This is a genomic window from Nodularia sp. LEGE 04288 (genome assembly GCF_963896525.1).
Classification (GTDB): domain Bacteria; phylum Cyanobacteriota; class Cyanobacteriia; order Cyanobacteriales; family Nostocaceae; genus Nodularia.
This window is the reverse complement of the sequence record NZ_CAWQOY010000142.1, coordinates 1-24,074: the sequence shown is the minus strand read 5'-3', so window position 1 is coordinate 24,074 and position 24,074 is coordinate 1. Positions and strand designations below refer to the sequence as shown.

Genomic DNA, 24,074 nt, shown 5'->3' with positions numbered 1-24,074 from the left:
ATTATTCATTCATATTCCGATATGTAGCAACTGCGGAAGGTGATATGCGGTTTAAATAACGGAAAATCCAATATTTAAAGATTGTATCTAAAATCACAGGAAAGGTGGCAATAAATAAGAAGATGAAATCTCGATTAGCTGGTAAGCCCCAATGACGTGATACACCTTCTAAAATTACTTCCCAGCCATGAGGAGAGTGAAATCCGACAAATACATCGGTAAACAAAATAATGATAAATGCTTTAGCACTATCACTAAGACCATAGACAATATGATCAAAGAAGTCTTTTAGTACAATAATCGAAGGTTTACTGATAATCAATAGATAAATAAAAGCAGCAACTGAGAAAATATCTGAAAAAACATTTTTAATAGCATTGGCACTTTTGCGGCGAAATTGTTCAGCAATTTCCTGGGCTTTATCCTCCATCTCAATTTCCATCTCTTCAGCAGATAGTGGAGGGGCGCTATGAATCAGGTTTTCAAACTTAATTCTTTCTTCAAATCTTTGCATTTCTACTAATGCTTCTTCCTCCATTTCTAAATTTAGGAATATTTGCGTTGTATCGGGGCTTCTAAAATGGTTGATTAGAGGACCGACTATTAATACTTTTGATATTTGATGAGTTAACAAAGGTACTATAATTAATAGTAAAATAAATCTAATAGATATGATGGTTCTTCTTTGAGTCTGACGGAAGTTTTTAACAACATCTTGTTCAGCATTTGGATCTAATTCAACTTGCAGACGACCGATAGTACTTAAAATCGACCGGGGCAATATTCCCATTGTATCAGCCTTACCTCGCTGTTTTTTATTCGGTTCTTGATTTTGACTTGGTAATTTTTGGAGTGATGATTCAGAGGTAGGCGCATCAACTTTGACGATTTGAGGTTTATTTACTAAAGCCGAGGAATTGACCTCGTTCTCCAAGTTATTATATTTTGAGATAACTTGATCAATGAATTGTAATTTATCTAAAATTAAGGCAGTACTAGGATATTCTATCCCTGTTTTCAGAGCGGCTCTTGGATGAGATTCATTAGAAAACAAACGACTGGCTCGAAACTCTGTCAGTCGCATTCGGGCAATTTTTAATTGTTGCTTTAAATCTGACTCAAAATAATCCATCACGCTGTTACTGTAGATGACTGAGTTTAAGTCTATTTTATTACCATTAAAATGCTCGTCTTCTATGGCTTTAATCTTTAATGCGGCTTGATAAGCTGCGTCCAATGAACGCTCTGGGGTGAGTAAGTACCATCTGTAAGCAGATAGTAAAAAAGGGTAAATTTTCTGGCTAAAAATCGGTATTCTCATCGTCAGCTATTATTCAGGATTTATGAGTGATTCTGATTATTAAGTTAACGCACGAAGTATACTAGCAAATCTATAAAGGGAGGATTTGTGATTTCTCATTCTATTTGGATTGTTGGTACTAGCCGCAGTGGTAAGACGGCTCGGTTGGTAGAAAATTTTTGTGATTGGTTGCATAGTGAAAATTATAGTTTTGCATCATTCTATACTAAAAAAACAGGTGAGCCAAACAGTAGGGAAACATCACCAGACTCATATCTCCCGAAGACAGCGCCAGGAGTTTTGGTTTTAGCTGCCAATAGTGAAAATCGCCGAAATTTAGCTGATAAAATTGTTATAGCAACTCAAGGAAAATATCCAGTTCGTGCCAAAACGATGCTTGGTTTTTTTCAAGATGAAGTTATTTTATTTTGGCCTTTATTGATTCAGTCGTTAAATATCAAAGCACAATTTCCAGTCCGATTACGCCCTGAAACTGAACAGGAATTAGCAACGAAACTTTGGCGTTCCCAATTAGATACAGCCATTTTGAGCCGTGCGGGAGTGAATGAGTCCCGTTTGGTACGTCGCATTCTGGATTTATTCCAATTGGCTGCTTATAGTGGTACACGCTGTGAAGATATTAGCCAGATTTTGCAAACAGGCTTAACAGAAAATGCTATTGATTTAGAACCGGAGTTTTTGGCATCTTTATTGTTAGATTGGCGAAATTGGTGTTTAAAACGGGGATTACTGACCTATGGGATGATTACTGAACTTTATAGTCAGAAGTTATTAAGCGATCGCCATTATCAACAACACCTCACTCAACGCTATCAAGCTGTACTAGCAGATGATGTCGATGATTATCCTGGAGTCGCGCGTCAATTGTTTGATTTTTTGTTGGATCAAGGTGCTGTGGGAGCTTTTAGCTATAACCCTGATGGTGGAGTGCGTCTAGGATTGGGAGCCGATCCTAACTATTTGGAGGGTTTAGCCAGGCGTTGTCGAATTGAGACATTAACAACATCACCCTTACCTGGTCTAGCAGAGCAACTTTTGACCCCAATGGTGGAATTAGTCTCAGAATCAATGATGCTGTCGAGTTTACCGCACCCAGTGCAGTTAATTCAAACCACCTCCCGCTCGGAATTATTACGCAAAACAGCAGCAGAAATTGTTCAAGCCATCGATTCGGGACAAGTACAAGCAGAAGATGTAGCAATTATTGCACCGGGTTTAGATGCGATCGCACGTTATACTTTAGTCGAAATCCTGGGTAAGCAAAACATCGCCGTGGAATCACTCAACGACCAACGCCCCTTAATTAGTTCACCTGTGATTCGAGCATTACTCACCATGCTGGCACTAGTCTATCCCGGTTTAGGTCGCCTTGTAGATCGAGATGCCGTCGCCGAGATGTTAGTTGTCTTGAGTAGAAAACGAGCAGGATTAGAAAACTCTGCTTTACTCAGCACTCGCATCGACCCAGTACGCGCCGGATTGATTGCAGATTACTGTTTTCAACCTCATCCCGATTATCCCAACTTGTTACCAGTTTCAGCATTCGAGCGCTGGGATCGCATCGGCTATGCCGCTACCACAGCTTACGGTGAAATTTTACAGTGGTTAGAGGAAAAGCGATCGCAGCCAGAACACCATAGTCCCATTTCTTTGTTATATCTGGCAATGCAGCACTTTATCTGTCAGGATAGCAACCTCCCCTACGACCAAATGGCCGCACTGCGGGAATTACTGGAAACTGCCCAACATTATTGGGAAATTGACACCCGTTTACTACAAACGACCCCCAGAACAGCAGGATCAGAACTCAATACTACAGTTGCCGAATTTATACAACTACTGCGACGTGGTACTATTACCGCCAACCCTTATCCCTTGCGTCCCATCGGCGCAGCCAGAAAAGCTGTCACTTTAGCAACTATTTTCCAATATCGCTCTAGTAGAAGATTTCACCGTTGGCAGTTCTGGTTAGATGCTGGTTCCCCTCTATGGATAAAAGGTGGCGCAGCAACGTTATTTGGAGCGCCATTATTCTTGCGAGACAGGTTAGGGGAACCTTGGACAGCAGCAGATGAAAATTTGCTAGAAGAAGCCAGATTACGCAGAATTTTGGCAGATTTACTCTCTCGTGTCAGTGAAAAAGTTTATTTATGTCATAGCGAATTAGCCGTCAATGGTCAAGAACAATTAGGTCGGCTGTTGCCGTTGGTACACGCTTTTATGTGAAATTACTTGTGATTTTGGGGAAAGGAATGATCAATGAGATATTTCCAGAACTCCCCAACCTGTAATAGATTCTTTACAATATTAAGTAAGGTAAAGAAATTTATGAGAAATCAGAGTTAAAAGCTATGGGACTATTTGGATTTGGTAAAAAGCTGGCTATCCCCACTGCGGAGGAAGCTTTGCCAGGAAGAGCAAAATCGATGCCAGTACCCAATGAACATTATGTCAATAAAAATACTTTAAAAGCTCCTTTTCCGGAAGGCATGGAGAAAGCAGTATTTGGCTTAGGTTGCTTTTGGGGTGCAGAACGCAAATTTTGGCAACTTGAAGGAGTCTATACAACTGCGGTAGGTTACGCAGCTGGTAGCACTCCCAACCCAAGTTATGATGAAGTCTGTAGCGGCATGACTGGTCACAACGAAGTAGTCTTGGTTGTCTTTGACCCCAAAGTGATTAGTTACTCTCAACTGCTGAAAGTCTTTTGGGAAAGCCATAACCCCACCCAAGGAATGCGCCAAGGTAATGATGCTGGGACTCAATACCGTTCCGGAATTTATGTTTATTCCCAAGAGCAGAAACAGCTAGCAGAAGCATCACGGGACGCATATCAGGAAGCTCTCACCAAAGCAAACTATGGGAAAATTACCACAGAAATTTTAGATGCGCCGGAATTTTACTACGCAGAAGCTTATCATCAGCAGTATCTCGCCAAAAACCCCAATGGTTATTGTGGGTTAGGAGGGACAAAGGTGGCTTGTCCTATTGGTGTAGTAGAATCTCAAGTCAGTGGTTAGCCTTTGAGTAATTCGTAATTCGTAGTTGGAATCAGTGGTTGCTCTGTATCGTATATATAGGTGGGGCTTGTACACTTTTAATTACGAATTACGAATTACGAATTACGAATTACGAATTAGTAATTATTTACTCAACCCACCTTGATAACCAGTCACAATCCGGCTACCATCTTTGAGGATATGAATTTCTATCTGGTCGCTCGCCCAAGTCATCTGGTCTGTTAAGTCCGGGTTGAAGACATTAACTCCTTGATTGCTAGAAGAAACCAGAGAAGTGGGAGAATTAATTGCTAGAGACTCCACAAAAGGCCCATCAATCAAGATATCTAATTCTGCTAATAATGCGGCTGAATCTGGAGGAGCCGATTCAGACTGTAGTTGCTTTAACGTGAACCCAGTAAAAGACATCACATTTAATCCCGCACCTTTGAGCTTACGAGCCAAAGAAGCTAGTGCTGTAGCTTGCCAAAAAGGTTCTCCACCGGAAAAAGTCACACCTGTATTCTGAGGTTTACTGAGGATATTCTCAGCCAGAGTATCAACAGAAATGAGTTGGTTAATCCCAAAAGACCAAGACTCAGGATTAAAGCAGCCAGAACATTCACGCGGACAACCTTGAACCCAGACAACAGCACGACTTCCAGGGCCATTAACTTCTGACTCATCCACGTAACCCATGATATTCAGATAGCCAGGAGGAATTTCTGTGAGTGCTGCTGATGGTTCATTTGGCTTAGTTTCCATCTGTTTCCTCTGTTTGCATAGTAAAATAGTCCAGATATGAGAATATCCAGTAAATCAATTCTTACTGTAGACTGCAAAACTCGCTGCCATTAATTTAACTCTTCTTCTTCTTATTATTCTTCTTCTTTGCGCCTTTGCGCCTTTGCGTGAAACTAACTCTTAACGGCAGCAAAACTTGAGAAAGAAAAGCATCTCCACAATTTACCGTAATTGTGATTACCTGAGCATTCATCAACTCCCCACTACTTCTTACTGTACCACTTCCAGAATTCATCGCATAAGCAGGAAAACAGGCAACACTTAGACTCAAACGCAGTGCATTACCTTTGGCAATTCGCGCACAAGTCGCTTGCAGTTGAATTTTTGTCGGCGCTTGTTCTGAGCCTGGGCGACAATGCACATAACCTTGAGTTAAATTATATACGCAGCCATCGGGATGCACTTCTGACAGCACTGCACACAAATCATAACTGGGTTGATCGGCACTACAGAAGATTTCCACGGCTACATTCCCTAGCAAATGGCAGTTTTCAGTTAAGGGTTCGCTCGTATAAGTTAGAACATCAGCACGAGAATCAAGATGCGATCGCTCACATAAACCCACCGCCATTGCTGCATGACCACCTAACGCCGGAACTGGTCGCCAAGGGTCGTGAACTAATACATCAAAGGAATTTGGGATTTTAGATTTGGGATTTGGGATCAGGGTTCCTGAATCTTCTCGAATATTAGCCAGTCCGGTAGTTGACAAAAAATAAGATTTCTGGTTTGATATAGGGATAGTTGGATAACTATGCCAAATATTACTTCCTATCTCAAATAAGCAAACAGGTTTTTCTTTCAATAATCCTGTATCAATACCTTTAAGAAACTGGTCAAACCAGCGAACTTGCATCTTGTCTATAGGACTGATGGCATTTATACCAAAATCAACTTCACCAACTTTGCGACCCCAAGGCAAATGCGCCCAAGGACCAATGATTAAATGTTGGGATTGAGTGCTGCGGGCGATCATATCTTGATATAAATGCCAAGTTCCCCGCAGGTAAGTATCAAACCATCCCCCGATATGGAACATGGGCAAATCAACATCTTGTAAGTGGTTTTTAGGCGAGAGTTTTTCCCAGTATGTATCGGGTTGAGAATGTGCCAACCACTCATGATAAAATGATTCTGGGGCGAGTTGCTTGAGAATTTCGGGATTAGTTACAGGTAAATTACGAGAAGCAGCAAATAATGCTGCATAAGCTGTTTGATCTTTTCGTAAACGGGCGGTTTCTGTAGCTAATTGAATTGCCCAAGCGAGGTTAGTTTGTAAACAAAATGCACCACCTTCATAAGCCCAATCTGTATATAAATCATAGCCAATCATGGCTGGGCAAATTGTTTTTAATGCTGGTGGTTTAGCCGCTGCGGCATATAGTTGAGTCATTCCCTGATAGGAAAAGCCATACATCCCCACTTTGCCGTTACTACCGGGGAGATTAGCAACCCAGTTGACGGTATCTTCACCATCGGCGATTTCGTGAGTAAATAGCTGGAATTCGCCTTCAGAAGTGCCTCGTCCGCGGACATCTTGAATAACTACAATGTAGCCTTGGGTAGCATACCAAGTTGGATGGGCATAAACTACTGTAGATGCGATCGCTCTTCCATAGGGTTGGCGCATTAATAAAACGGGAAACTCTTCCTCTGCATCGGGGCGATAGATATCTGCATCGAGGCGAATACCATCGCGGGTGTGCATGGAGGCGGTTTGTTTAGGAAGAACGTTCAGCATGGATTTTTACTCGGTAAACTGGTAACGGGTAAGATGTTTAACTGTAGTTAAATCTAAACCCAAATCCTGAGCAATTCCTATCTCGTTTACTAGCGTGGCGTGTGGGAGAATTATCTCCAGATGTACTTCAGCATTTTGAAACTCTTTTTCTTGAACAATTAGAAAATATCGGTGAAGCTTTGCTTGATTTTACCAGTATGGATAATTAGCACTCATGGTTAGAAATACTTGAATAAACGAGTCTTTTCTGTAACCTACTTTATGGATTTAAAATAATCGTTAAGTCTAAAATAAAACCAGGTAGAACTTCTTCCCCGGAAAGTTGAGGAGGTTGAGCAAAAGAGAAATTCAAAACTTCTACATTTTGCCCTGGGCGATAAATTTCTACGGAAGGTGTTTGCGGATCAATTAACCAACCTAACCGCACACCATTTTCTTGATACTCCAGCATTTTAGCGCGTAATTTAGCTAAACTATCACTTTCTGAACGCAGTTCAATTACAAAATCAGGACAAAGAGGCGGAAAACGTCTTTTTTCATCTTTGGTTAAAGCTTCCCAGCGTTCTAACTTCACCCAAGCCGCATCAGGACAGCGATATGCACTATTGGGTAATTTAAACTCAGTTGAAGAATCAAAGACTTTCCCTAACTTGGTTTTACGGTTCCATAAACCGAGTTCTATATTAATATCAGAGTTTCTAATTCCGCTTTCACCGCCTGTTGGGGGCATAATAATTAATTCTCCAGTCTGGGTAAGTTCTAATTGCCAAGGTTCGTTAGCAATGCAGAGTTGATAAAACTGCTCATCGGTTAAACCTACGCTTGGAGGTATGCTTAAAGTGAGGGTTTCCATGATGATTTTCACGAAAGGGTTAATTCTATTATCGTGGGTAAAATTCTGCTTGAGTTAAATAATCTTGAGTTAATGCGATCAGATCAACCACAAACGAACACCTATGAATACCAATTAAATGCAATTCATCTGTGTTTATCTATGGTTATGAACTTTATTAACAAGGCATTAACGCATTTTGTCTCCCTAATACTTCCAGATCCTCTGCATCTAACTCCACAGGAATCCCACTGCGAATTAATTCTGAAAAATCTTCATTGGGAACCATCACTGTTAAAGTATATAAGCGAGTATTCCCTGTATTTTTAATCAAATGAGTCCCAGTAGGAGGTACTAACAAACTATCTCCGGCTTTAATTTGGACACTCTTACCATCACACATAGCTATAGCTTCCCCTTTGAGGACAAAAAACATTTCCACCGCCCATTGATGACGATTTGGCGGTGTTTGTCCACCCACATCAAAAATTTCGATGCAGCAAGTTAAAGAAGTATTAGCATTGATGGAATCAAAAATAATCGCCAGTCGATTAGAGTCGTTGGGACTGATCCGATATGTTTGATAGTCTTTGGGAGACTTGATAATAGGAATTACACATCTAGAAGCGTGCATTGATTCATCCCCTTTTAAGTGATAACTGTAAATACTGTTTATTTAGGAAGCACTTTTAAAATCGCTTCTGAGTCTGTGACAAAACCGAAACATTGCTTGACGTTATATAACGTCGCCAGCCAACAGTACTCAGGAGAAGTAGTAGCTGTGCAGTCTTTAACTAAAATGCAGTCATATCCTAAGAAGTTGGCATCACATAGGGTAGACATCACACATTGATCAGCATTGACACCCCCAAATAATAGTGTCGTTCTTCCCAAGTTCCGCAGAATACTATCTAAAGGCGTATCCCAGAACCCACTCATGCGGTATTTATCCACACGGATATCTTCTGGTAGCTGTTGGAGTCCATCTACCACCGCCGCCGCCCAACTACCTGCCATTAGTACTTTAGCACCGTTGCTGGGCAGAGGATCGCCCAATCCTACGCCTTCTCCTGTGGGGTTGTAGACGTGAAGTAAACCAGCACTAATATTTAATAAGTCGGGACGATTCCCCCAGTTAAGCCAAATTACCGGCACATCCGCTGCACGCAGTTCTGGAAGTAAGCTATTTAAAGGTTCGATGGGCTGACGTGCTGGTGTGACATCTACACCGATATGCGCTAACCATCCATCAGGGTGACAGAAGTCGTTTTGCATATCAATGATGACGATCGCCGTTTTTGCCAAGTCCAGATGCAGAGTTTTGGTTTCTGTTGATAAGATAACGGGTTGTGGGGTCTTTTGCGGACGAGTAATATCTGCGATCGCCTGATTCACAGTCCACGCATTTGGTGCAACTCCCAATGTCCGTAATGGCAGATTCATAAATTACAACATCTAACACAGTTCTTAAATTTGTAACTTGAATTGCTACGAAAAGTTTGATTACTTAATTAAGGTTAAATAAAGTGAATTTTACTATCCAAAATGTTCTGATCGCTGTTGACGATGCTTATCTCACCGTAGATGTACAGATTGTAAATGATCAAATAGCCGCGATCGCACCCGATTTAGAGGTAATCGGGACTGCTTTTGATGGTAGAAATAAGCTATTACTGCCTGGTTTCGTTAACGCCCACACCCATTCCTCAGAAATGTGGCAACGGGGAATTATGTCAATTTTTCCTTTAGAATTATGGCTAGCGGAATTATATGACTTTGCGCCCCTGGATTTGGAAAAAGTTTATCTCAGTGCTTTGGGAACAGCTGTAGAAACTTTACTTTCTGGTGGAACGAGTGTAGTAGATCATTTGGTTTTAACTCCGGGGCTAGAATTAGAAACCATCGCTACTGCGGTTCGCGCTTATAAAGAAGTGGGAATTCGGGCTTTTATCGCGCCGCTGATTCAAGATGAATCCCTCAGCGCCGGTATACCTTCGGGGGAGTCAGTCCAAAACCATGAGCCTTATTTTCGCTCAACTGCGGCAACACTGCAAATTATAGAGGAGGCGGTGAAACAATTTCATCGTCCAGAAGAGGGTGTAAGTATTTTAGTTGCACCTACGGGGATTCAATTGTGTACTGATGCTTTATTTACAGGATGTATTGAGTTAAGCGATCGCTATAATCTTTGTCGTCATTCCCACTTACTAGAAACCAAAGCACAGAAAAAACTCGCCCAAGAAAAATACGGTTGTACTGCTGTTGAACATCTGCAACGGATTGGATTTTTAAGCGATCGCACTTCTTTAGCTCATTGTATCTGGTTGAATGATACTGATATCACAATTCTCGCCCAAACCCAATCGACAGTTGTCCATAACCCCTTGAGTAACCTCCGTTTAGGCAGTGGTATCGCCCCAATTTTAAAATATCTCCGAGCTGGCGTAAACGTCTGTTTTGGTTGTGATGGCGCTTCCAGTAATGATTCCCAGGACTTGCTAGAAGCCATCAAAATCGGTTCCATCTTGCACAACATTACAGACTTAGATTATCAAAACTGGATCACACCCAGAAAGTCCGTAGAAATGGCATCATTGGGAGGTGCAAAAGGACTGAATATAGCTGACAAAATTGGTTCACTCAGCGTAGGTAAACAAGCCGACTTAGTACTTTACGACCTCACCAATTTATCACTACTTCCCCGGACAGATCCCATTGGATTATTAGTATTAGGTCGTCCCACAAATGTTGTCCATAGTGCTTGGGTAAAGGGAAAGCAAATTGTGACCAATGGTCAAGTTAATACCATTAACTTAGATAATTTACGGCAAGAATTATTTAACCGCAGTCAGTGGGAAACAAAGCGCAAATCTCAAAGTGTAGAACAAATAGAAACTCATTATCGTCAAGTCATGGATTTATGAAACGCAGAAAAACCTCCTCTGCGATCCTTTGCGTTAAAAATATGATCTTTGCGAACGCTTGACGTAACCTAACCTCCAATTTTGTCGTTCTTTTAACTGACTTAACTTACCTTGAGCAATTAACTTCACAGCAATGCGAGTGTTTAAAAATCCCCTAATCTTGGTATTAGACTTTGCTTGATCAACTCCAGATAAAGCTTTGTCAATATTCTGAAATCGTCCGCAATAAGTTGGACTTCCAGGTATTGTTACTGTGAATAAACTATCTCTTTTGTAGCCACTAGGAATTACAAATATAGCGTAGACATTATGTTGTCCACGCCAAGGTTGAACTACTAACTTCTCAGGATACGTATAGTACTTTTTACCTTGCGTCCGATTAAATCCCCATTGCTGACACCTAACTATCGGAGCTTGTTCTGAGAGGTAAGTAGAAACATGAGAAAATCCCAGAACGCTAAATAAGCTAAGTAAGAATAATATGTAAAGTATGAGTTTTCGCACTTTTCAAATACTCACCTACTTCTGTAAAGCTCTATTTTAGCTAGTAAATCAAGTTAGGACATCAACTTGTTAAGTCGAATAAAAAATTTTCCAGACATTTTCAATATGCACTGACAATCAACGAACTCATGGGACAGAAATCCTTCTAGAGTGAGTTGTGTTCCTGTGTTAACCATAAGTTGCCGAAAAATTGGCTCATATTTCATCTTACACAGAGAAAAAGCCGGAGAAATCAAATTGCGATCGCGTCAAGTCCTGACGGGGATAGCTACGCTGACAGCAAATCGCTTGACTGTTGCTAAATTAACAAAGAAGATGAAAATGAACCCAAGCTAGTTACAATCCATCATGGTATCTACACCTACTCGTTTCCCGGATATTCAAAATCATTGGGCTAGGCCATTCATTGAAGCATTAACAGAACGCAGTATTTTAAATGGCTATCCTAATGGCACGTTTCGACCAGATAACTCAGTCACTCGCGCTGAATTTGCCGCTATACTGGCCGCAGTATTTATCCGGTCTCCTCAACGGGAATATGTTCCGTTTATTGATGTTCCGGATAATCACTGGGCCTTGAATGGAATTAAAAAAACTTACGAAGCCGGATTTTTCATCGGCTATCCTGATGGACGTTTCCGCCCCAATGACAGAATTTTCCGTAGTGATGTTTTAGTTGCAATAGTCAACGGCTTGGACATTGCGGCTAATGTCAAACCCGATTTATTGGATGTATTAACCCAAATTTATGAAGATGCAGCCAAGATTCCGGCCTATGCTAAAAATCAAATTGCGATCGCTACTGCAAAAAACTTAGTAGCTAGTTACCCCAACGTCAAACTACTCAACCCCACTGTAGCCGCAACTCGTGCAGACGTGGTAGTCATGGTATATCAGGCTATGGTCTATTTACAGATGAGAGAAAAACTCCCCTCTAACTATATCGTAGTTCCCCCCAACGTTGTCGCCACCCCTCCCATAGAGAACATTTACCATGAACGAGAGTTTCGGGGGGCGTGGGTAACAACAGTATGGAATAATGATTGGCCTTCCCAAGCCGGACTTTCCACAGCACAACAGAAAGCAGAATTTATCGAAATCGTCACCCGACTACAAGCGCTGAATTTTAACGCCCTGATTTTGCAAGTCCGACCAGAGGGTGATGCTTTATATGCTTCCCAGTTTGAACCTTGGAGTGCTTGGTTGACGGGAACTCAAGGTAAAGCACCAGATCCATATTATGATCCTTTAGAGTTTGCGATCGCCGAATGTCACAAACGCAATATAGAACTTCATGCTTGGTTCAACCCCTACCGCGCCAAAACCAGCCTCACAGCTAGACCCAACGCCAGAACCCATATAGCTGTCACCAACCCCGAACTAGTTTACCAATGGGGTAATCAACTATGGATGGACCCAGGCAGTAAAATCGTCCAAGATCGCGCTTTCAACGTCATTATGGATGTTGTCCGTCGCTATGATATAGATGCCGTTCATCTAGATGATTATTTTTATCCCTATCCTATCCAAGGTCAAACCTTCCCCGACAATAAAACCTATGCAGCTTCTCAAGCAAATGGTGGTCAACTCAGCTTAGGTGACTGGCGACGGAACAATGTGACTCAAATGGTAGTACGTATATCGGAAGGAATTAAAGCCACAAAACCCCACGTTAAATTTGGTATTAGTCCCTTTGGTATTTACCAACCAGGACAACCACCAGGAATCAATGGCTTAGATGCTTATAATCAGTTGTATGCTGATGCCAAAAGATGGTTACAAGGAGGTATGGTAGATTATTTAGCCCCCCAACTGTATTGGCGCATCGACCAAGCTGCCCAAAGTTATCCCGTATTGCTGAAATGGTGGACAGAAATTAATACTAGCCAACGACATATATATGTAGGCAATAATATTAGTCTCCTCGATGGCAAAGCTTGGAAAAATGAAGAAATTCAGCAACAAGTCGCCATTACGCGCAACCTAACCGCTAATAGGGTGCGATTATCACAGGGTAATATCTTCTTCAGCATGAGTTCCATAACTCAAAATCGTCAGGGAATTGCAGACAGTTTCCGAAATTCCCTTTATTCTACCCCCGCCCTAGCCCCCACCATGCCCTGGCGGAATACAACTCCTCCTCCACCACCACCCCAAGAACTACAAGTTAACAATCGCCGCCTCAGTTGGCGACCTGGTGATAATCAGCCAGTCCGGTCTTGGACACTTTATCGAGAGTATGGTGACTATTGGACAATCCAGCGGATATTATCAGCTGGAACAACCTTCGCCACAGTTTCACAAGCTGGAAACTATGCAGTGTGTGCAGTTGATAGGTTAGGGAATGAGAGTCAGGGTGTGGTAATTACAGTCATTTAAATCAGTCACTGAGAACTGTTAACAGTTAAACTCGTCGCCTGAACATTCAAATAAATGTAACCCTAACCGCCGGGAGAGTTCCTCACATACCTTAACTCCCCGGACACTATTACCACGCACATCTAACAAAGGCGAAAACACACCAATGCCCATTTTGTGAGGTACAACCGCCATAATTCCCCCACAAACCCCACTTTTAGCCGGAAGTCCCACTTTATAAGCCCACTCCCCAGCAAAGTTATACATCCCGCAGGTGTACATCACGCTGAGAATATCTTTGACGTAACTACTATCTAATGCTTGTTTTTTCGTAACTGGGTTAATACCTTTGTTAGCCAGAGTCGCCGCCATCACCGCTAAATCTTGACAATTCACCATGACAGCACATTGCTGAAAGTAAAGATCCAAAACTTCCTCAATATTTTGGTCAATCATGCCAAAATTTAGCATCAGGTGTGCAATGGCGCGGTTGCGATGTCCCGTACTGCGTTCAGAGGTAAACACCGAAATATCGACCATTGTATCCCTGCCGGTGTATTTGCTAAACATTTCCAGCACCCGGTTTAAGCGTTCCGTTGGACCAGATCCTTTGATTAAACTGGTAGTGGCGATCGCACCGGCATTTACCATTGGGTTATAAGGTCGCTTCGATGTTTCATCGAGAATAATCGCGTTGAATGCGTCTCCTGTTGGTTCAACGCCAACTCTGGTTAAAACATAATCCCGTCCATGATCTTCTAAGGCCAGTCCGTAAGCAAACACTTTAGAAATGGACTGGATGGTAAATTGTTGTTGATCATCCCCCACTTGGTAAGTTTGGCCATCTACCGTAACAATACAAATGCTGAATAATTCCGGATTGACCTTCGCCAGCTCTGGAATATAGTTAGCTAATGTACCCTCATTTTGTGACTTGTATTGGGAATATAAGTCGTTGAGAACAGCTAAAAATGGCGCTGAGACGTTTTCTAAATCTTCTAAATTTACTTGATTTGCCATAAAGCTGATAAGTTACTCTAAAAAATCATATTTGAGTCAATATGGCAAGCGAAAATACCCGTATTTTTTGCTACACAGGTTTTTATCTACTCATGCCAGTGAAGCTTTTTTAATTGTCTCATTATTGATTTTAATTTGTTGAACAAAAATTTTTAGTTACCGAACCAACTAAATTTTATACATATATTTGCTTAGATAATCAGACAATTAATATACTTATTAAGTAAAAGTTTTTAGTATATTTACTTAATAAAATTTCATAAATTAACTTCCAGCCAGAGTCTAGCTGTTAGCTTATTTAAAATAAATATTTTCTGTAAGTCTTGATACAAATGAATTTGCTGAGGATATGAAAAATTTATTCCCTAAATACAATCAAGCATTTTTCCAGAGTTTGGTCTTAACTATATGAAATTCTTAACTACATTATTTAATTAAATTATATGTTATTTAAACTACATTTAAATATCAGAGGTCTTACAGCTAATTAAAAATCGCCAAAATATTAAATTTTCGCATTAAAAATTTTCTTAATTGAAAAAAACGTTACATACTCCAAAACCGCATTCGAGAACGGTTCTGCCCTGTAAATTGGAATTGAAATTGAATGAAGTGATGTATATCTACGCTAAATCCCTGATCCCCAAGCTCAAAGGTTCATGTTACTCTGTTGCAGTTAATAAACAAAAAGTGAGAGCAGAATCAGTTCAAGTTATTAGGAATGTGTCACTTTTAGTGCTATAAAATCCCACCAACTTAGAACCTTCTGTTGTACAGTCGCTTTAAAAATCGGACGCATGAATCAAAGATATTTGTGGACTATTGTCGCCCTGTTTCTGACTGCTTTGGGTATGCCCTCAGCCCGTCACACTCAAACTGCTACGGCAAAAGAAGCTACTCCAGTTTCTCAAAAATCATCAGTTAGTGATGCCGTTAAAGTAGGAGAGTTTCAAACCTCAGCAGGGAAACTTACCTCGGATGCTGTGGTGACAAACATTCATTCTCACAACATTGGAGATCGTAAGGCGGCAACCCTGTTTATCAAAGATATTCCAGTGATCACCTTTTTGAGTTCTCAGCCACTTGCGAGTGTTGATCGGAAAGTTGGTGTAATTGGAGATACTCAGGGACAACAGTCGTATACCTTGATTGCCGGTGACTCAACCGAGTTAACCAGAGTCGGGAATTTTACGAATGCGAGAAACCAAAAAAAATCGCTTCATGATGACCCGGTTCATAGAGCTGGTTTAATAGCAGCCAGTATCAACCAGCTAGTCCGAAACAGTGAGGACGCTGAAAAGATTACCGTCAGTTGGAAGGGTGAGGGCGAATCTACAGCCAATCAAGCCCAGAACAAAAATGCCTCTGTCCAACAACAGCCAAGCGAGCGGTATACAATTAAAATTAATGACCAAGAATTGCTAGAAATCAATGAAAAAACCATTCTAGCCGGTACTACCAAAAATCTGGCAGAAGATGCATTGCAAGCAACCAATCGCTTGCGGAGACTGATTGGTAATGCATCTCCCGTCAATGAAATTCTTAATCTACCAGAACCCGCCAGAATTTCTCTGCCACCGCAGGGACAGCAAATCGTCGGCAATATACGACTCAGTTTCCGAGGACTCGCTTCTTTTTACGGTCGCGGTTTCGCTGGTAGACCCACTGCAACTGGGGAAAGATTTAATCCCGAAGGCATGACTGCCGCCCATCGTAGCTTACCTTTTGGGACGCGAGTCCGTGTCACCAACACTCGTAATGGTCGTTCAGTTGTGGTACGAATCAATGACCGCGGTCCATTCATTCGGGGTCGAGTCATCGATGTGTCTACTGGTGCTGCTCGTAACTTAGGAATGATTAATAGTGGTGTTGCACCAGTCAAGGTTGAAGTTCTGGGGAGATAATTCTTCAGGATAGGACAAAGGGGACAAGGCAAATCTTCACCAACCCATTCCCCACTCCCCACTCCCTAATTCCCCTAGTTCAATACCCCTGCCCCTATTTCAGATATAAACTAACGGGGGAGAGGCTTAAAAAGAACTAGGGGAATTTTGTGCGCCTGCTGACAACAGTCGCAGCTTTACGCTGCTATTTAACTAAACGCTGTTCAGAAAATCAGCTGACAGTCCCAGAAGATTTGGGACTAGATGAAATAACTAGCTGGTACCAGACGGCTGTCGGTTTGGTACCGACGATGGGAGGATTACATCAAGGTCATTTGAGCTTGATTAAAAGAGCCAGGCAAGAAAATTCTACGGTGATTGTCAGTATTTTTGTCAATCCCCTGCAATTTGCTCCTCATGAGGATTATCAACGTTATCCCCGCACTTTAGAGTTAGATCAACAACTTTGTATGCAAGCAGGGGTAGATGCGATTTTTGCACCGACTCCGGAGGAAATGGGTGTTTCCCAGAAAAGTCTAGAAGAATCTCAAGTTACACAAGTCACGCCTCCATCTGCTATGATGTTAGGTTTGTGTGGTCGTTCTCGGCTAGGTCACTTTCAAGGTGTGGCAACGATTGTGACCAAACTTTTGAACTTGGTACAACCTGAGCGAGCCTACTTTGGACAAAAAGATGGTCAACAACTGGCTATTATTAGACAGCTGGTGGTTGATTTGAATTTGCCAGTAGAGGTTGTTGCTTGTCCAACAGTGCGGGAAGCGTCGGGTCTTGCTTTAAGTTCTCGTAACGAATATTTGACTGCACCAGAAAAAGAGCAAGCAGCAGTCTTATATCGAGGTTTACGGCAAGGATCAGCTGCATTCAAGGCAGGTGTTCGTGACAGTAGCGAGCTGATAGCTGTGGTACAGCGAGAACTAGCAAAGGTTAGTAATCTAATCGTGGAATATATTGAATTGGTGAAACCGAATACGTTAATGTCTTTAGAAACAGTTGAGGAGGAAGGAATGCTGGCGATCGCAGCTCGTCTTGGTTCGACACGTTTGATTGATAATATCATTTTGAGCGATCGTCAACCCATCATCGCCATCGATGGCCCAGCAGGGGCTGGTAAATCCACAGTGGCTCGTCAAGTCGCCACCAAGCTGAATCTAGTGTATCTAGATACAGGTGCTATGTATCGCGCTGTGACTTGGCTAGTGCTACAACAGGGTATTGCCATTGATGATCAATGTGCGATGCCTGGGGCAAGCGAAGCTATCGCTGAATTAGTCAGTCAGTGTAACATTGAACTTACCCCCAGCCATGATTTACAATCCCCAGTCAGGGTTTGGATTAATGGTACTGATGTGACTCAGGCAATTCGCACAATTGAGGTAACATCCCAAGTCTCAGCAATAGCTGCACAAAGTGCTGTGCGTCAAGCACTCGTAAAAAAACAGCAAAGCTGGGGTAAAAAAGGTGGTTTAGTCGCGGAAGGTCGAGACATTGGGACTCATGTCTTCCCCGATGCTGAAGTCAAGATTTTCTTAACCGCTTCAGTCAGTGAACGCGCCCATCGCCGTCAGCAAGACTTTAAAGAACAGGGTCAACCCGAATTAAATTTAGAGCAGCTAAAACGGGATATTGCCGAACGTGACTGGAAAGATAGCACTCGTAAAGTTTCCCCTTTACAAAAAGCAGCAGATGCAGTTGAAATACAGTCTGATGGTCTTAACGTGTCGGAAGTCACAGGGCAAATTATTCAATACTACCAACAACGCTTATCTCAGTTGTAGTGACTGTGATTTGATGTTAGTTTTTCGTTAAAGTTAATGGTGAGCAGTTATTAACTCACCATTATCAGAATTATTTCAAAATTTTAATTAATACTAGGGACTTCCAAAGAATAAAATCCTCAATTAATTTGTAGGATAATGGTGGGTTACGCTGCGCTAACCCACCCTACAATTTTTGGTTAAATTTATTGAATTAGCTTGATTTTATCCAAAATTCAGAACGCTGCTGCTTTATTTGGCAAAAATTCGGGCTTTTAAGCAAATACTTTTTCTAGGTCACAGAGTATCGATGAAGTTCAAAACGTAAAACTACAGTCTCACATGAGTTTCAGCAATAGTGGGGCAAAAAAATAGATCAAGTCGAGCTAATAACTTGGGATAGAAAATTTATTGGTTTACTAGCTTTCTAATTTAAAAATTAAAGTTCTCATTGTTTTAGCGAATAATATGTAACCTCTTTCTTCTAAAAATAAACATACTTTAGACGTATTGATATTTCTTAAAGAAGTTACCTCCAAATCTTCTACTAAAATTACTTTAGGCTTGTATTTATCCCAGTTATTGGAACTCATAACTTGATAATCTAAACCTTCAACATCAATACTCAAGAAATCAATCGTCTGTTCTGGGGGTAGATGTTTATCCAAAACTTCAGCTAGTGTCTGAGTTTGTAGTTGAGTTTCAGCAATTATGTTGTACTTACTTGTCGCAACACGTTCTTGGGATACTGGTAAAGAAAAACTATTTAGTGCTGGCTCATCAAATTTATAATAAGTTAAAACTTCCGCTTTATCAGATATAGGAATTTCCAAATTAATATCCTGGGGACGCAAAACATTAAAAATATCCATGCTGCCAGGCATGGCATCAATATTAATTCCTTTCCATCCTCTTAAGTAGAAATAATATGTATTAGAGAATCTTTGGGGATGATGCGCTCCTACATCAACATAAAAACCTTTTGCTTTACCGTTACCTTTACTGTTAAAGAACTCTGCTACAACCATATCTTCCCCATCTTGTGACCAGGAGATTTTGTGGAAAGCATATTTATTATTAGGATATACGGTAGAGTAGCCCATAGCTACTTTTATAGCCTGTTTAATTCTCAAAATAAATATTCTTATTTTAGGATGCATATAGTTTTATCTAAAGTTTTGTAAAGTAAATGCAACCTTGGAGGAACATCCAGAACTACAGTCAAAAAGCATTGAAAATATGATTACGTCTGTGAGTAAGTAAGCTGGTAGCCGGAGCGATTATACCATGTTTTGGCTAATTATCACACATAATGGTCTTGGTGAACTAAAAGGTGCGATCGCCAATGTGATTAACGATAATTTTGGTAATTTGGCAACAATTAAACAGCTTTTTAACGATTTAGCGCCAAACAATTTGGGAGTGGTTGGGTTTGCTTAGTTCGCACTCGTGAAAACAAATTGCCATCACTAGTACACCTAAGCAAGGTACTTCCATGACATCCGGGAGTTTCCCCATTATGGGTAATCATGTCCTGGGAATAAGCCTAAATACAAGAGTATTGTGTCTGAATCCTCACTTTGGTAGTAGAATAACGATGTTAAGTTTTCTATCCTTTTATAGGTAGATAGAAAACTGACACATATAAAACCTGTCGTTTCCTAAGCTGCTACAACAGTTTTAAACCGGAAAACAGTAAAGAGAGGATTTCACAAAATGGCATTTAAACAGCCCCCCTTACCATTCGACTTTAACGCTCTAGAGCCGTATGGCATGAAAGGCGAAACCTTCGAGTATCACTATGGCAAACATCATGCAGCCTATGTGACTAACTTAAACAAGCTGACTGATGGTACAGAACTGGCTGACAAGTCTCTGGAAGAAGTCATCCAAATTGCCTTTAAAGACTCCTCGAAAGCGGGAATCTTTAATAATGCGGCTCAAGTTTGGAATCACAGCTTTTTCTGGGATTGCTTGAAGCCCGCAGGTGGCGGCGCACCCACAGGCGACTTAGCAGCCAAGATTAATCAGGATTTTGGTAGCTTTGACAAATTCAAAGAAGAATTTTCTAACGCGGCTGCAACTCAATTCGGCAGTGGTTGGGCTTGGTTAATTGATGATGGTGGGACTCTGAAGGTGATGAAGACACCAAATGCAGAGAACCCCTTAGCTCATGGCAAAAAGGCACTCTTAACCTTGGATGTATGGGAACACGCCTACTACATCGACCATAGAAATGCTCGTCCAGCTTTCATCAAGAATTTCTTAGAGCAGTTAGTAAATTGGGAATTTGCGGCTGAAAATTACGCTAAAGCCTGTTAATCTGTCAGTCTTGTACTGACCTCGATGTTGGCTGATTCCAGATAATAAAGCAGTCAAAATCAGTTAATTGACGAATACTGCGAGCAGTCACGACTAGTATCGTGGCTGTTTTTGCTTGGTGAAGCGAATTGCACAACTCTCAACGGTCTCATGTATCTTAAAGAGTAGTGAGTGAAAAAATATGGATAGCAAAGAACTAGCACAATATCTGGAATCAACAAATAGCATTACCAAACCTTGGCTATTGGTACAGTTGCGGATCAAGAAATTACAAGAACGCCAAGCTAGTATTTCCGAAGATACTTACGCCAATGAGTTGGCAGACATCCACGAAGATTTGATGCATTTGGGTGAATGGTGGCGTGGCATGGAAGAGGAAGTATTTTGATCTCCTAACATGGGATGATAGCCTAAGTTGGTAACGAATTGATAGCGGTGCAGTCAGGAATGGATTATCGGGATGCTGGGGTTGATGTTGAGGCAGGTAGAGCCTTTGTAGACCAAATTCGTAATTTAGTTCACAGTACTTTTAGACCGGAAGTAATTGGTGGATTAGGTGGTTTTGGTGGTTGCTTCCAATTACCAGGTGGTTTTAAAGAACCAGTGTTGGTTTCCGGGACGGATGGTGTGGGGACAAAGCTGAAAATTGCCCAAATTCTCAACCGCCATGATACCGTTGGGGTTGATTTAGTGGCGATGTGTGTGAATGATGTGTTGACATCAGGTGCGGAACCACTGTTTTTTTTAGATTATGTCGCTACAGGTAAGTTAGAGCCAGAACAACTGACTCAAGTGGTAGCGGGTATAGCTTCTGGGTGTAGACTGGCGGGTTGCGCTTTATTGGGAGGAGAAACCGCAGAAATGCCTGGTTTTTACCAAGTGGGTGAGTATGATTTGGCTGGTTTTTGTGTGGGAATTGTGGAAAAAAGCCAGATGTTGGATACTTCCCAGGTACAAATTGGGGATATAGCGATCGCACTTCCTAGTACTGGTGTACACAGCAATGGCTTGAGTTTAGTCCGGAAAATTGTCAGTTCCAATTCTTTGGCTTGGGATGAACGCCCAGCATTATTAGGTGGTGAAACGATCGCAGAAGCTTTCCTCAAACCTACACAAATTTATGTCAAACCTGTTCTAGCATCTCGTCAAGCTGATTTAGAAATTCATGGTATGGCTCATATTACAGGTGGTGGGTTACCAGAGAATTTACCCAGATGCTTAGGTAAAAATCAAAGCATTCAAATTCATGCCCACAGTTGGACGATTCCGCCTATATTTCAATGGCTAGCGGCAGTCGGCTCGGTCAGTGCCGAGGCTATGTACAATACTTTCAATATGGGAATTGGTTTTGTGCTGTTAGTACCACCTCATCAAGTAGAACAGACAATCACCTTTTTTAAATCACAGGATATTTCCGCTTTGGCAATTGGTGAAGTGATTACAGGTTCTGGTACATTGACAGGTTTACCTCAAAATTTTCTCAGTGCTTAAATAATTCCGAAAAAAATTTTTACCCGCTTTATATAAGCAATTGGAAATACTCATGACCATCAGCATTGAGATTTGCTAAGGTAGTCTTAACATATTGAAAAAATTGGCTAGCTAATAAGGCTGAAAAAATAACTACTGACTTGAAGTGCTGGAGTTGTTTTTACATCTAAGTGTTGGTGTATGGGAAATCAGGTATTTTCATTTATAAAAAAGTTATGGTTGTAAATTTTGCTCGGACATCTACGAAGGCAGATATTTTAAGGCAAGTCTTCCAGAGGGTTGATGCCCAAAGCTGTCCCAAGTTATTCAATTTTCATCTGCATACTGTCCACTCAGATGGCAAGTTGCAACCAAGTACATTGATGGAACAGGCGATCGCCATTGGGCTACAAGGATTGGCGATTACAGATCACCATAGTATCGGCGGGTATCAAGCAGCACAATATTGGTTAGACAACTGGAAGCGGAAAAATGGCAATGAAAATACTCCTTACCTATGGAGTGGTGTAGAAATTAATGCCAATCTTCTGGATGTTGAAGTCCACATTTTGGCTTACGCCTTTGAGCCAGAACATCCTAGTATAAAACCCTATTTGCAAAGTAAACCTACCACAGGTAAACAATATCAAGCAAATAACGTCATTGCTGGCATACAGCAAGCCGGGGGATTGGCAGTTTTAGCTCATCCAGCTCGTTACAAGCGATCGCATTTTGACTTAATTCCGGCGGCGGCGGAACGGGGAATTGACGGTGTGGAAGCGTTCTACGCTTACAAAAACCCCAAACCTTGGAAACCAAGTGCTTTGGAAACACAACAAGTACAACAGTTAGCTGATGAATATCAGCTCTTCAATACCTGTGGTACTGATACCCACGGTTTAAGTCTGCTACAACGCTTGTAATCGAGCGAATTTAAATAGACCTGTGACCGAACCCTTGTAGAGACATTGCATGGAAAGTCTCTACATTGTTTTTCACCAGATAATGTTCACAGAACTACCCACCAGCAACGCTCTACTAATTCCCCATCCTGATAAACTTGTTTAGCAAAACACTTTTTATACTCTAAAACGATGGCAGCATCTACTAATTTCGACTTTGAAGACGATAAATTTAACGCCCCTCCTTCTCAAATCATCCCCTGGTGTCAGATGATTAATCCTCGGTATGGCACAGACGGCATCCAGCCCCACGGATTGGCGATTAAATTGGATAATGCTAGTGCTGTAGGCTTTCAGCCGGATGAAAATTGGGAACAGCTAGAGCATGAATTTAGCTCTGGAGTGGAAACTGTTTTTATTAGCAATACTCCAAAGTTAGTTATAGTCCGCCGGGGGCCTTTATCTGTGAAAGACCGGGAAAGTGGGAACAAACTTGGTACTCTTAAAGAAAATTATGATGCTTTTTTAGCAGATAAGCTTAAATTTAAAACCTTTACTCGCCACCTAATTTACTTAGTAGGCGAAAATAAAAAGTTTCTCCATGATTCTCCATTACAATTAACTTTGAGCGGTGCAGCGGGAGCTAGTTTCAGCAAAACTTACTGCGAATTTCAACAAGGCAGAGTCATCAGTGGATTTGTCGCTGAACTAGAAAGAGCTTATGCTGTATACCGCCAGCAACCTGTTTCACCAAAAGGCCCGTTATTTCACGCACATGGAATTTTCTGCCCGATCATTGAGTGTGAAGAAAGAGGAATTGAACCAAATACTGTGATGGTAGCTTCAACGGTGGACTACAAGCATCCCACTGTCGGCACATTAACCGAGTACCTAATTGCTTCAGATTCGGTTGAGTCTACAATGATCTGCAAGACTTTTGAAGAACACAAAGAGTTTGGTAAGGAATCTATCAAAATAGAAGCTCCCAAAATGGCCGCAGTTGGCGTTTCTAGTTCTTATATTTACGCTGATGAAGATGATTATCCCCCGTATTAGGTGGGAGTAGGGAGTAGGGAGTAGGGAGTAGGGGGAGTTAAGAGGCAGGGGAGCGGGGAGCAGGGAGCAAGGGGGAGTAAGAAATTACTTTAAACTTCCGCTTACTTCACAACCATTCCTCTTCTCCCCTGCACCCTGCCCCCTGCCCCCGTTCCTCTTCTCC

At 41.5% G+C, this 24,074-nt stretch carries 22 protein-coding genes and 1 pseudogene; 14 read left to right on the top strand and 9 right to left on the bottom strand.

Features of this window, described 5'->3' with window-relative positions; translation table 11 throughout:
- Position 1 precedes the first annotated feature (1 nt).
- Positions 2-1,321 carry a proton extrusion protein PcxA gene (locus AACX33_RS20360; protein ID WP_194000956.1) on the bottom strand — a complete coding sequence of 440 codons (1,320 nt, stop codon included), beginning with the start codon at positions 1,319-1,321 and terminating at the stop codon, positions 2-4.
- Positions 1,322-1,408: 87 nt separating this feature from the next.
- On the opposite strand from AACX33_RS20360, the gene AACX33_RS20355 reads away from it, so the two are divergent.
- Complete coding sequence (locus AACX33_RS20355) at positions 1,409-3,547, top strand: recombinase family protein (RefSeq protein WP_194000954.1); 2,139 nt, start codon at positions 1,409-1,411, stop codon at positions 3,545-3,547.
- A 125-nt stretch (positions 3,548-3,672) separates the two neighbouring features.
- A complete protein-coding gene (msrA, locus tag AACX33_RS20350) occupies positions 3,673-4,341 on the top strand; it encodes a peptide-methionine (S)-S-oxide reductase MsrA (RefSeq protein WP_194000952.1) in 669 nt (222 codons plus the stop codon).
- A 123-nt stretch (positions 4,342-4,464) separates the two neighbouring features.
- On the opposite strand, the gene AACX33_RS20345 is transcribed toward msrA, so the two are convergent.
- Positions 4,465-5,085, bottom strand: coding sequence for a 4Fe-4S single cluster domain-containing protein (locus AACX33_RS20345; RefSeq protein ID WP_194000950.1), 621 nt, complete (start codon positions 5,083-5,085; stop codon positions 4,465-4,467).
- A 94-nt stretch (positions 5,086-5,179) separates the two neighbouring features.
- A complete protein-coding gene (locus tag AACX33_RS20340; RefSeq protein ID WP_194000948.1) occupies positions 5,180-6,865 on the bottom strand; it encodes a CocE/NonD family hydrolase in 1,686 nt (561 codons plus the stop codon).
- Between the two features lie 83 nt (positions 6,866-6,948).
- Between AACX33_RS20340 and AACX33_RS20335 the strand changes: the two are divergent.
- Positions 6,949-7,074 (top strand): annotated as a pseudogene (locus tag AACX33_RS20335) (DUF4351 domain-containing protein); the annotation flags it as partial.
- A 50-nt stretch (positions 7,075-7,124) separates the two neighbouring features.
- On the opposite strand, the gene AACX33_RS20330 reads toward AACX33_RS20335, so the two are convergent.
- The 3 genes from AACX33_RS20330 to AACX33_RS20320 form a co-directional block, all read right to left on the bottom strand.
- A complete protein-coding gene (locus AACX33_RS20330; RefSeq protein ID WP_194000943.1) occupies positions 7,125-7,718 on the bottom strand; it encodes a Uma2 family endonuclease in 594 nt (197 codons plus the stop codon).
- Positions 7,719-7,875: 157 nt separating this feature from the next.
- Positions 7,876-8,331, bottom strand: coding sequence for a cupin domain-containing protein (locus AACX33_RS20325; protein ID WP_194000941.1), 456 nt, complete (start codon positions 8,329-8,331; stop codon positions 7,876-7,878).
- Between the two features lie 38 nt (positions 8,332-8,369).
- On the bottom strand, positions 8,370-9,140 hold the full coding sequence (locus AACX33_RS20320; RefSeq protein WP_194000939.1) for a cysteine hydrolase family protein: 771 nt from the start codon (positions 9,138-9,140) through the stop codon (positions 8,370-8,372).
- Between the two features lie 83 nt (positions 9,141-9,223).
- Between AACX33_RS20320 and AACX33_RS20315 the strand changes: the two genes are divergently transcribed.
- Positions 9,224-10,621, top strand: a complete 1,398-nt coding sequence (locus tag AACX33_RS20315) for an amidohydrolase family protein (RefSeq protein ID WP_194000937.1) — start codon at positions 9,224-9,226, stop codon at positions 10,619-10,621.
- Positions 10,622-10,654: 33 nt separating this feature from the next.
- Here the strand turns inward: AACX33_RS20315 and AACX33_RS20310 are convergent, their stop codons facing one another.
- Positions 10,655-11,125 (bottom strand): hypothetical protein, encoded by a 471-nt coding sequence (locus AACX33_RS20310; protein WP_194000935.1) that lies wholly within the window; start codon positions 11,123-11,125, stop codon positions 10,655-10,657.
- Positions 11,126-11,290: 165 nt separating this feature from the next.
- Here AACX33_RS20310 and AACX33_RS20305 point away from each other — a divergent pair, with 165 nt between their 5' ends.
- Both AACX33_RS20305 and AACX33_RS20300 read left to right on the top strand, forming a co-directional pair.
- Positions 11,291-11,461, top strand: coding sequence for a hypothetical protein (locus AACX33_RS20305; RefSeq protein ID WP_194000933.1), 171 nt, complete (start codon positions 11,291-11,293; stop codon positions 11,459-11,461).
- 12 nt (positions 11,462-11,473) lie between these two features.
- Positions 11,474-13,504 (top strand): glycoside hydrolase family 10 protein, encoded by a 2,031-nt coding sequence (locus tag AACX33_RS20300; RefSeq protein ID WP_194000931.1) that lies wholly within the window; start codon positions 11,474-11,476, stop codon positions 13,502-13,504.
- Between the two features lie 18 nt (positions 13,505-13,522).
- Here AACX33_RS20300 and glsA read toward each other — a convergent pair whose 3' ends face one another.
- A complete protein-coding gene (gene glsA, locus AACX33_RS20295) occupies positions 13,523-14,503 on the bottom strand; it encodes a glutaminase A (RefSeq protein WP_194000929.1) in 981 nt (326 codons plus the stop codon).
- 797 nt (positions 14,504-15,300) lie between these two features.
- Here glsA and AACX33_RS20290 point away from each other — a divergent pair.
- Positions 15,301-16,407 carry a septal ring lytic transglycosylase RlpA family protein gene (locus AACX33_RS20290; protein ID WP_194000928.1) on the top strand — a complete coding sequence of 369 codons (1,107 nt, stop codon included), beginning with the start codon at positions 15,301-15,303 and terminating at the stop codon, positions 16,405-16,407.
- Between the two features lie 149 nt (positions 16,408-16,556).
- On the top strand, positions 16,557-18,182 hold the full coding sequence (locus AACX33_RS20285) for a bifunctional pantoate--beta-alanine ligase/(d)CMP kinase (RefSeq protein WP_194000926.1): 1,626 nt from the start codon (positions 16,557-16,559) through the stop codon (positions 18,180-18,182).
- A 398-nt stretch (positions 18,183-18,580) separates the two neighbouring features.
- Here the strand turns inward: AACX33_RS20285 and AACX33_RS20280 are convergent, their stop codons facing one another.
- Positions 18,581-19,321 carry an FkbM family methyltransferase gene (locus AACX33_RS20280; protein WP_227789201.1) on the bottom strand — a complete coding sequence of 247 codons (741 nt, stop codon included), beginning with the start codon at positions 19,319-19,321 and terminating at the stop codon, positions 18,581-18,583.
- A 127-nt stretch (positions 19,322-19,448) separates the two neighbouring features.
- Here AACX33_RS20280 and AACX33_RS20275 point away from each other — a divergent pair, with 127 nt between their 5' ends.
- The 6 genes from AACX33_RS20275 to AACX33_RS20250 all read left to right on the top strand — a co-directional run bounded on the left by AACX33_RS20275 (position 19,449) and on the right by AACX33_RS20250 (position 23,911).
- On the top strand, positions 19,449-19,601 hold the full coding sequence (locus tag AACX33_RS20275; RefSeq protein WP_194000925.1) for a hypothetical protein: 153 nt from the start codon (positions 19,449-19,451) through the stop codon (positions 19,599-19,601).
- Positions 19,602-19,877: 276 nt separating this feature from the next.
- Positions 19,878-20,483, top strand: coding sequence for a superoxide dismutase (locus AACX33_RS20270; protein ID WP_194000923.1), 606 nt, complete (start codon positions 19,878-19,880; stop codon positions 20,481-20,483).
- A 181-nt stretch (positions 20,484-20,664) separates the two neighbouring features.
- Positions 20,665-20,871: a hypothetical protein gene (locus tag AACX33_RS20265; RefSeq protein ID WP_194000921.1), complete on the top strand. Its 207-nt coding sequence runs from the start codon at positions 20,665-20,667 to the stop codon at positions 20,869-20,871.
- Between the two features lie 59 nt (positions 20,872-20,930).
- Positions 20,931-21,974 carry a phosphoribosylformylglycinamidine cyclo-ligase gene (gene purM, locus AACX33_RS20260; RefSeq protein WP_194000919.1) on the top strand — a complete coding sequence of 348 codons (1,044 nt, stop codon included), beginning with the start codon at positions 20,931-20,933 and terminating at the stop codon, positions 21,972-21,974.
- 215 nt (positions 21,975-22,189) lie between these two features.
- Positions 22,190-22,876: a PHP domain-containing protein gene (locus AACX33_RS20255; RefSeq protein WP_194000917.1), complete on the top strand. Its 687-nt coding sequence runs from the start codon at positions 22,190-22,192 to the stop codon at positions 22,874-22,876.
- Positions 22,877-23,047: 171 nt separating this feature from the next.
- Positions 23,048-23,911 (top strand): DUF5895 domain-containing protein, encoded by an 864-nt coding sequence (locus AACX33_RS20250; protein WP_194000916.1) that lies wholly within the window; start codon positions 23,048-23,050, stop codon positions 23,909-23,911.
- Positions 23,912-24,074 lie beyond the last annotated feature (163 nt).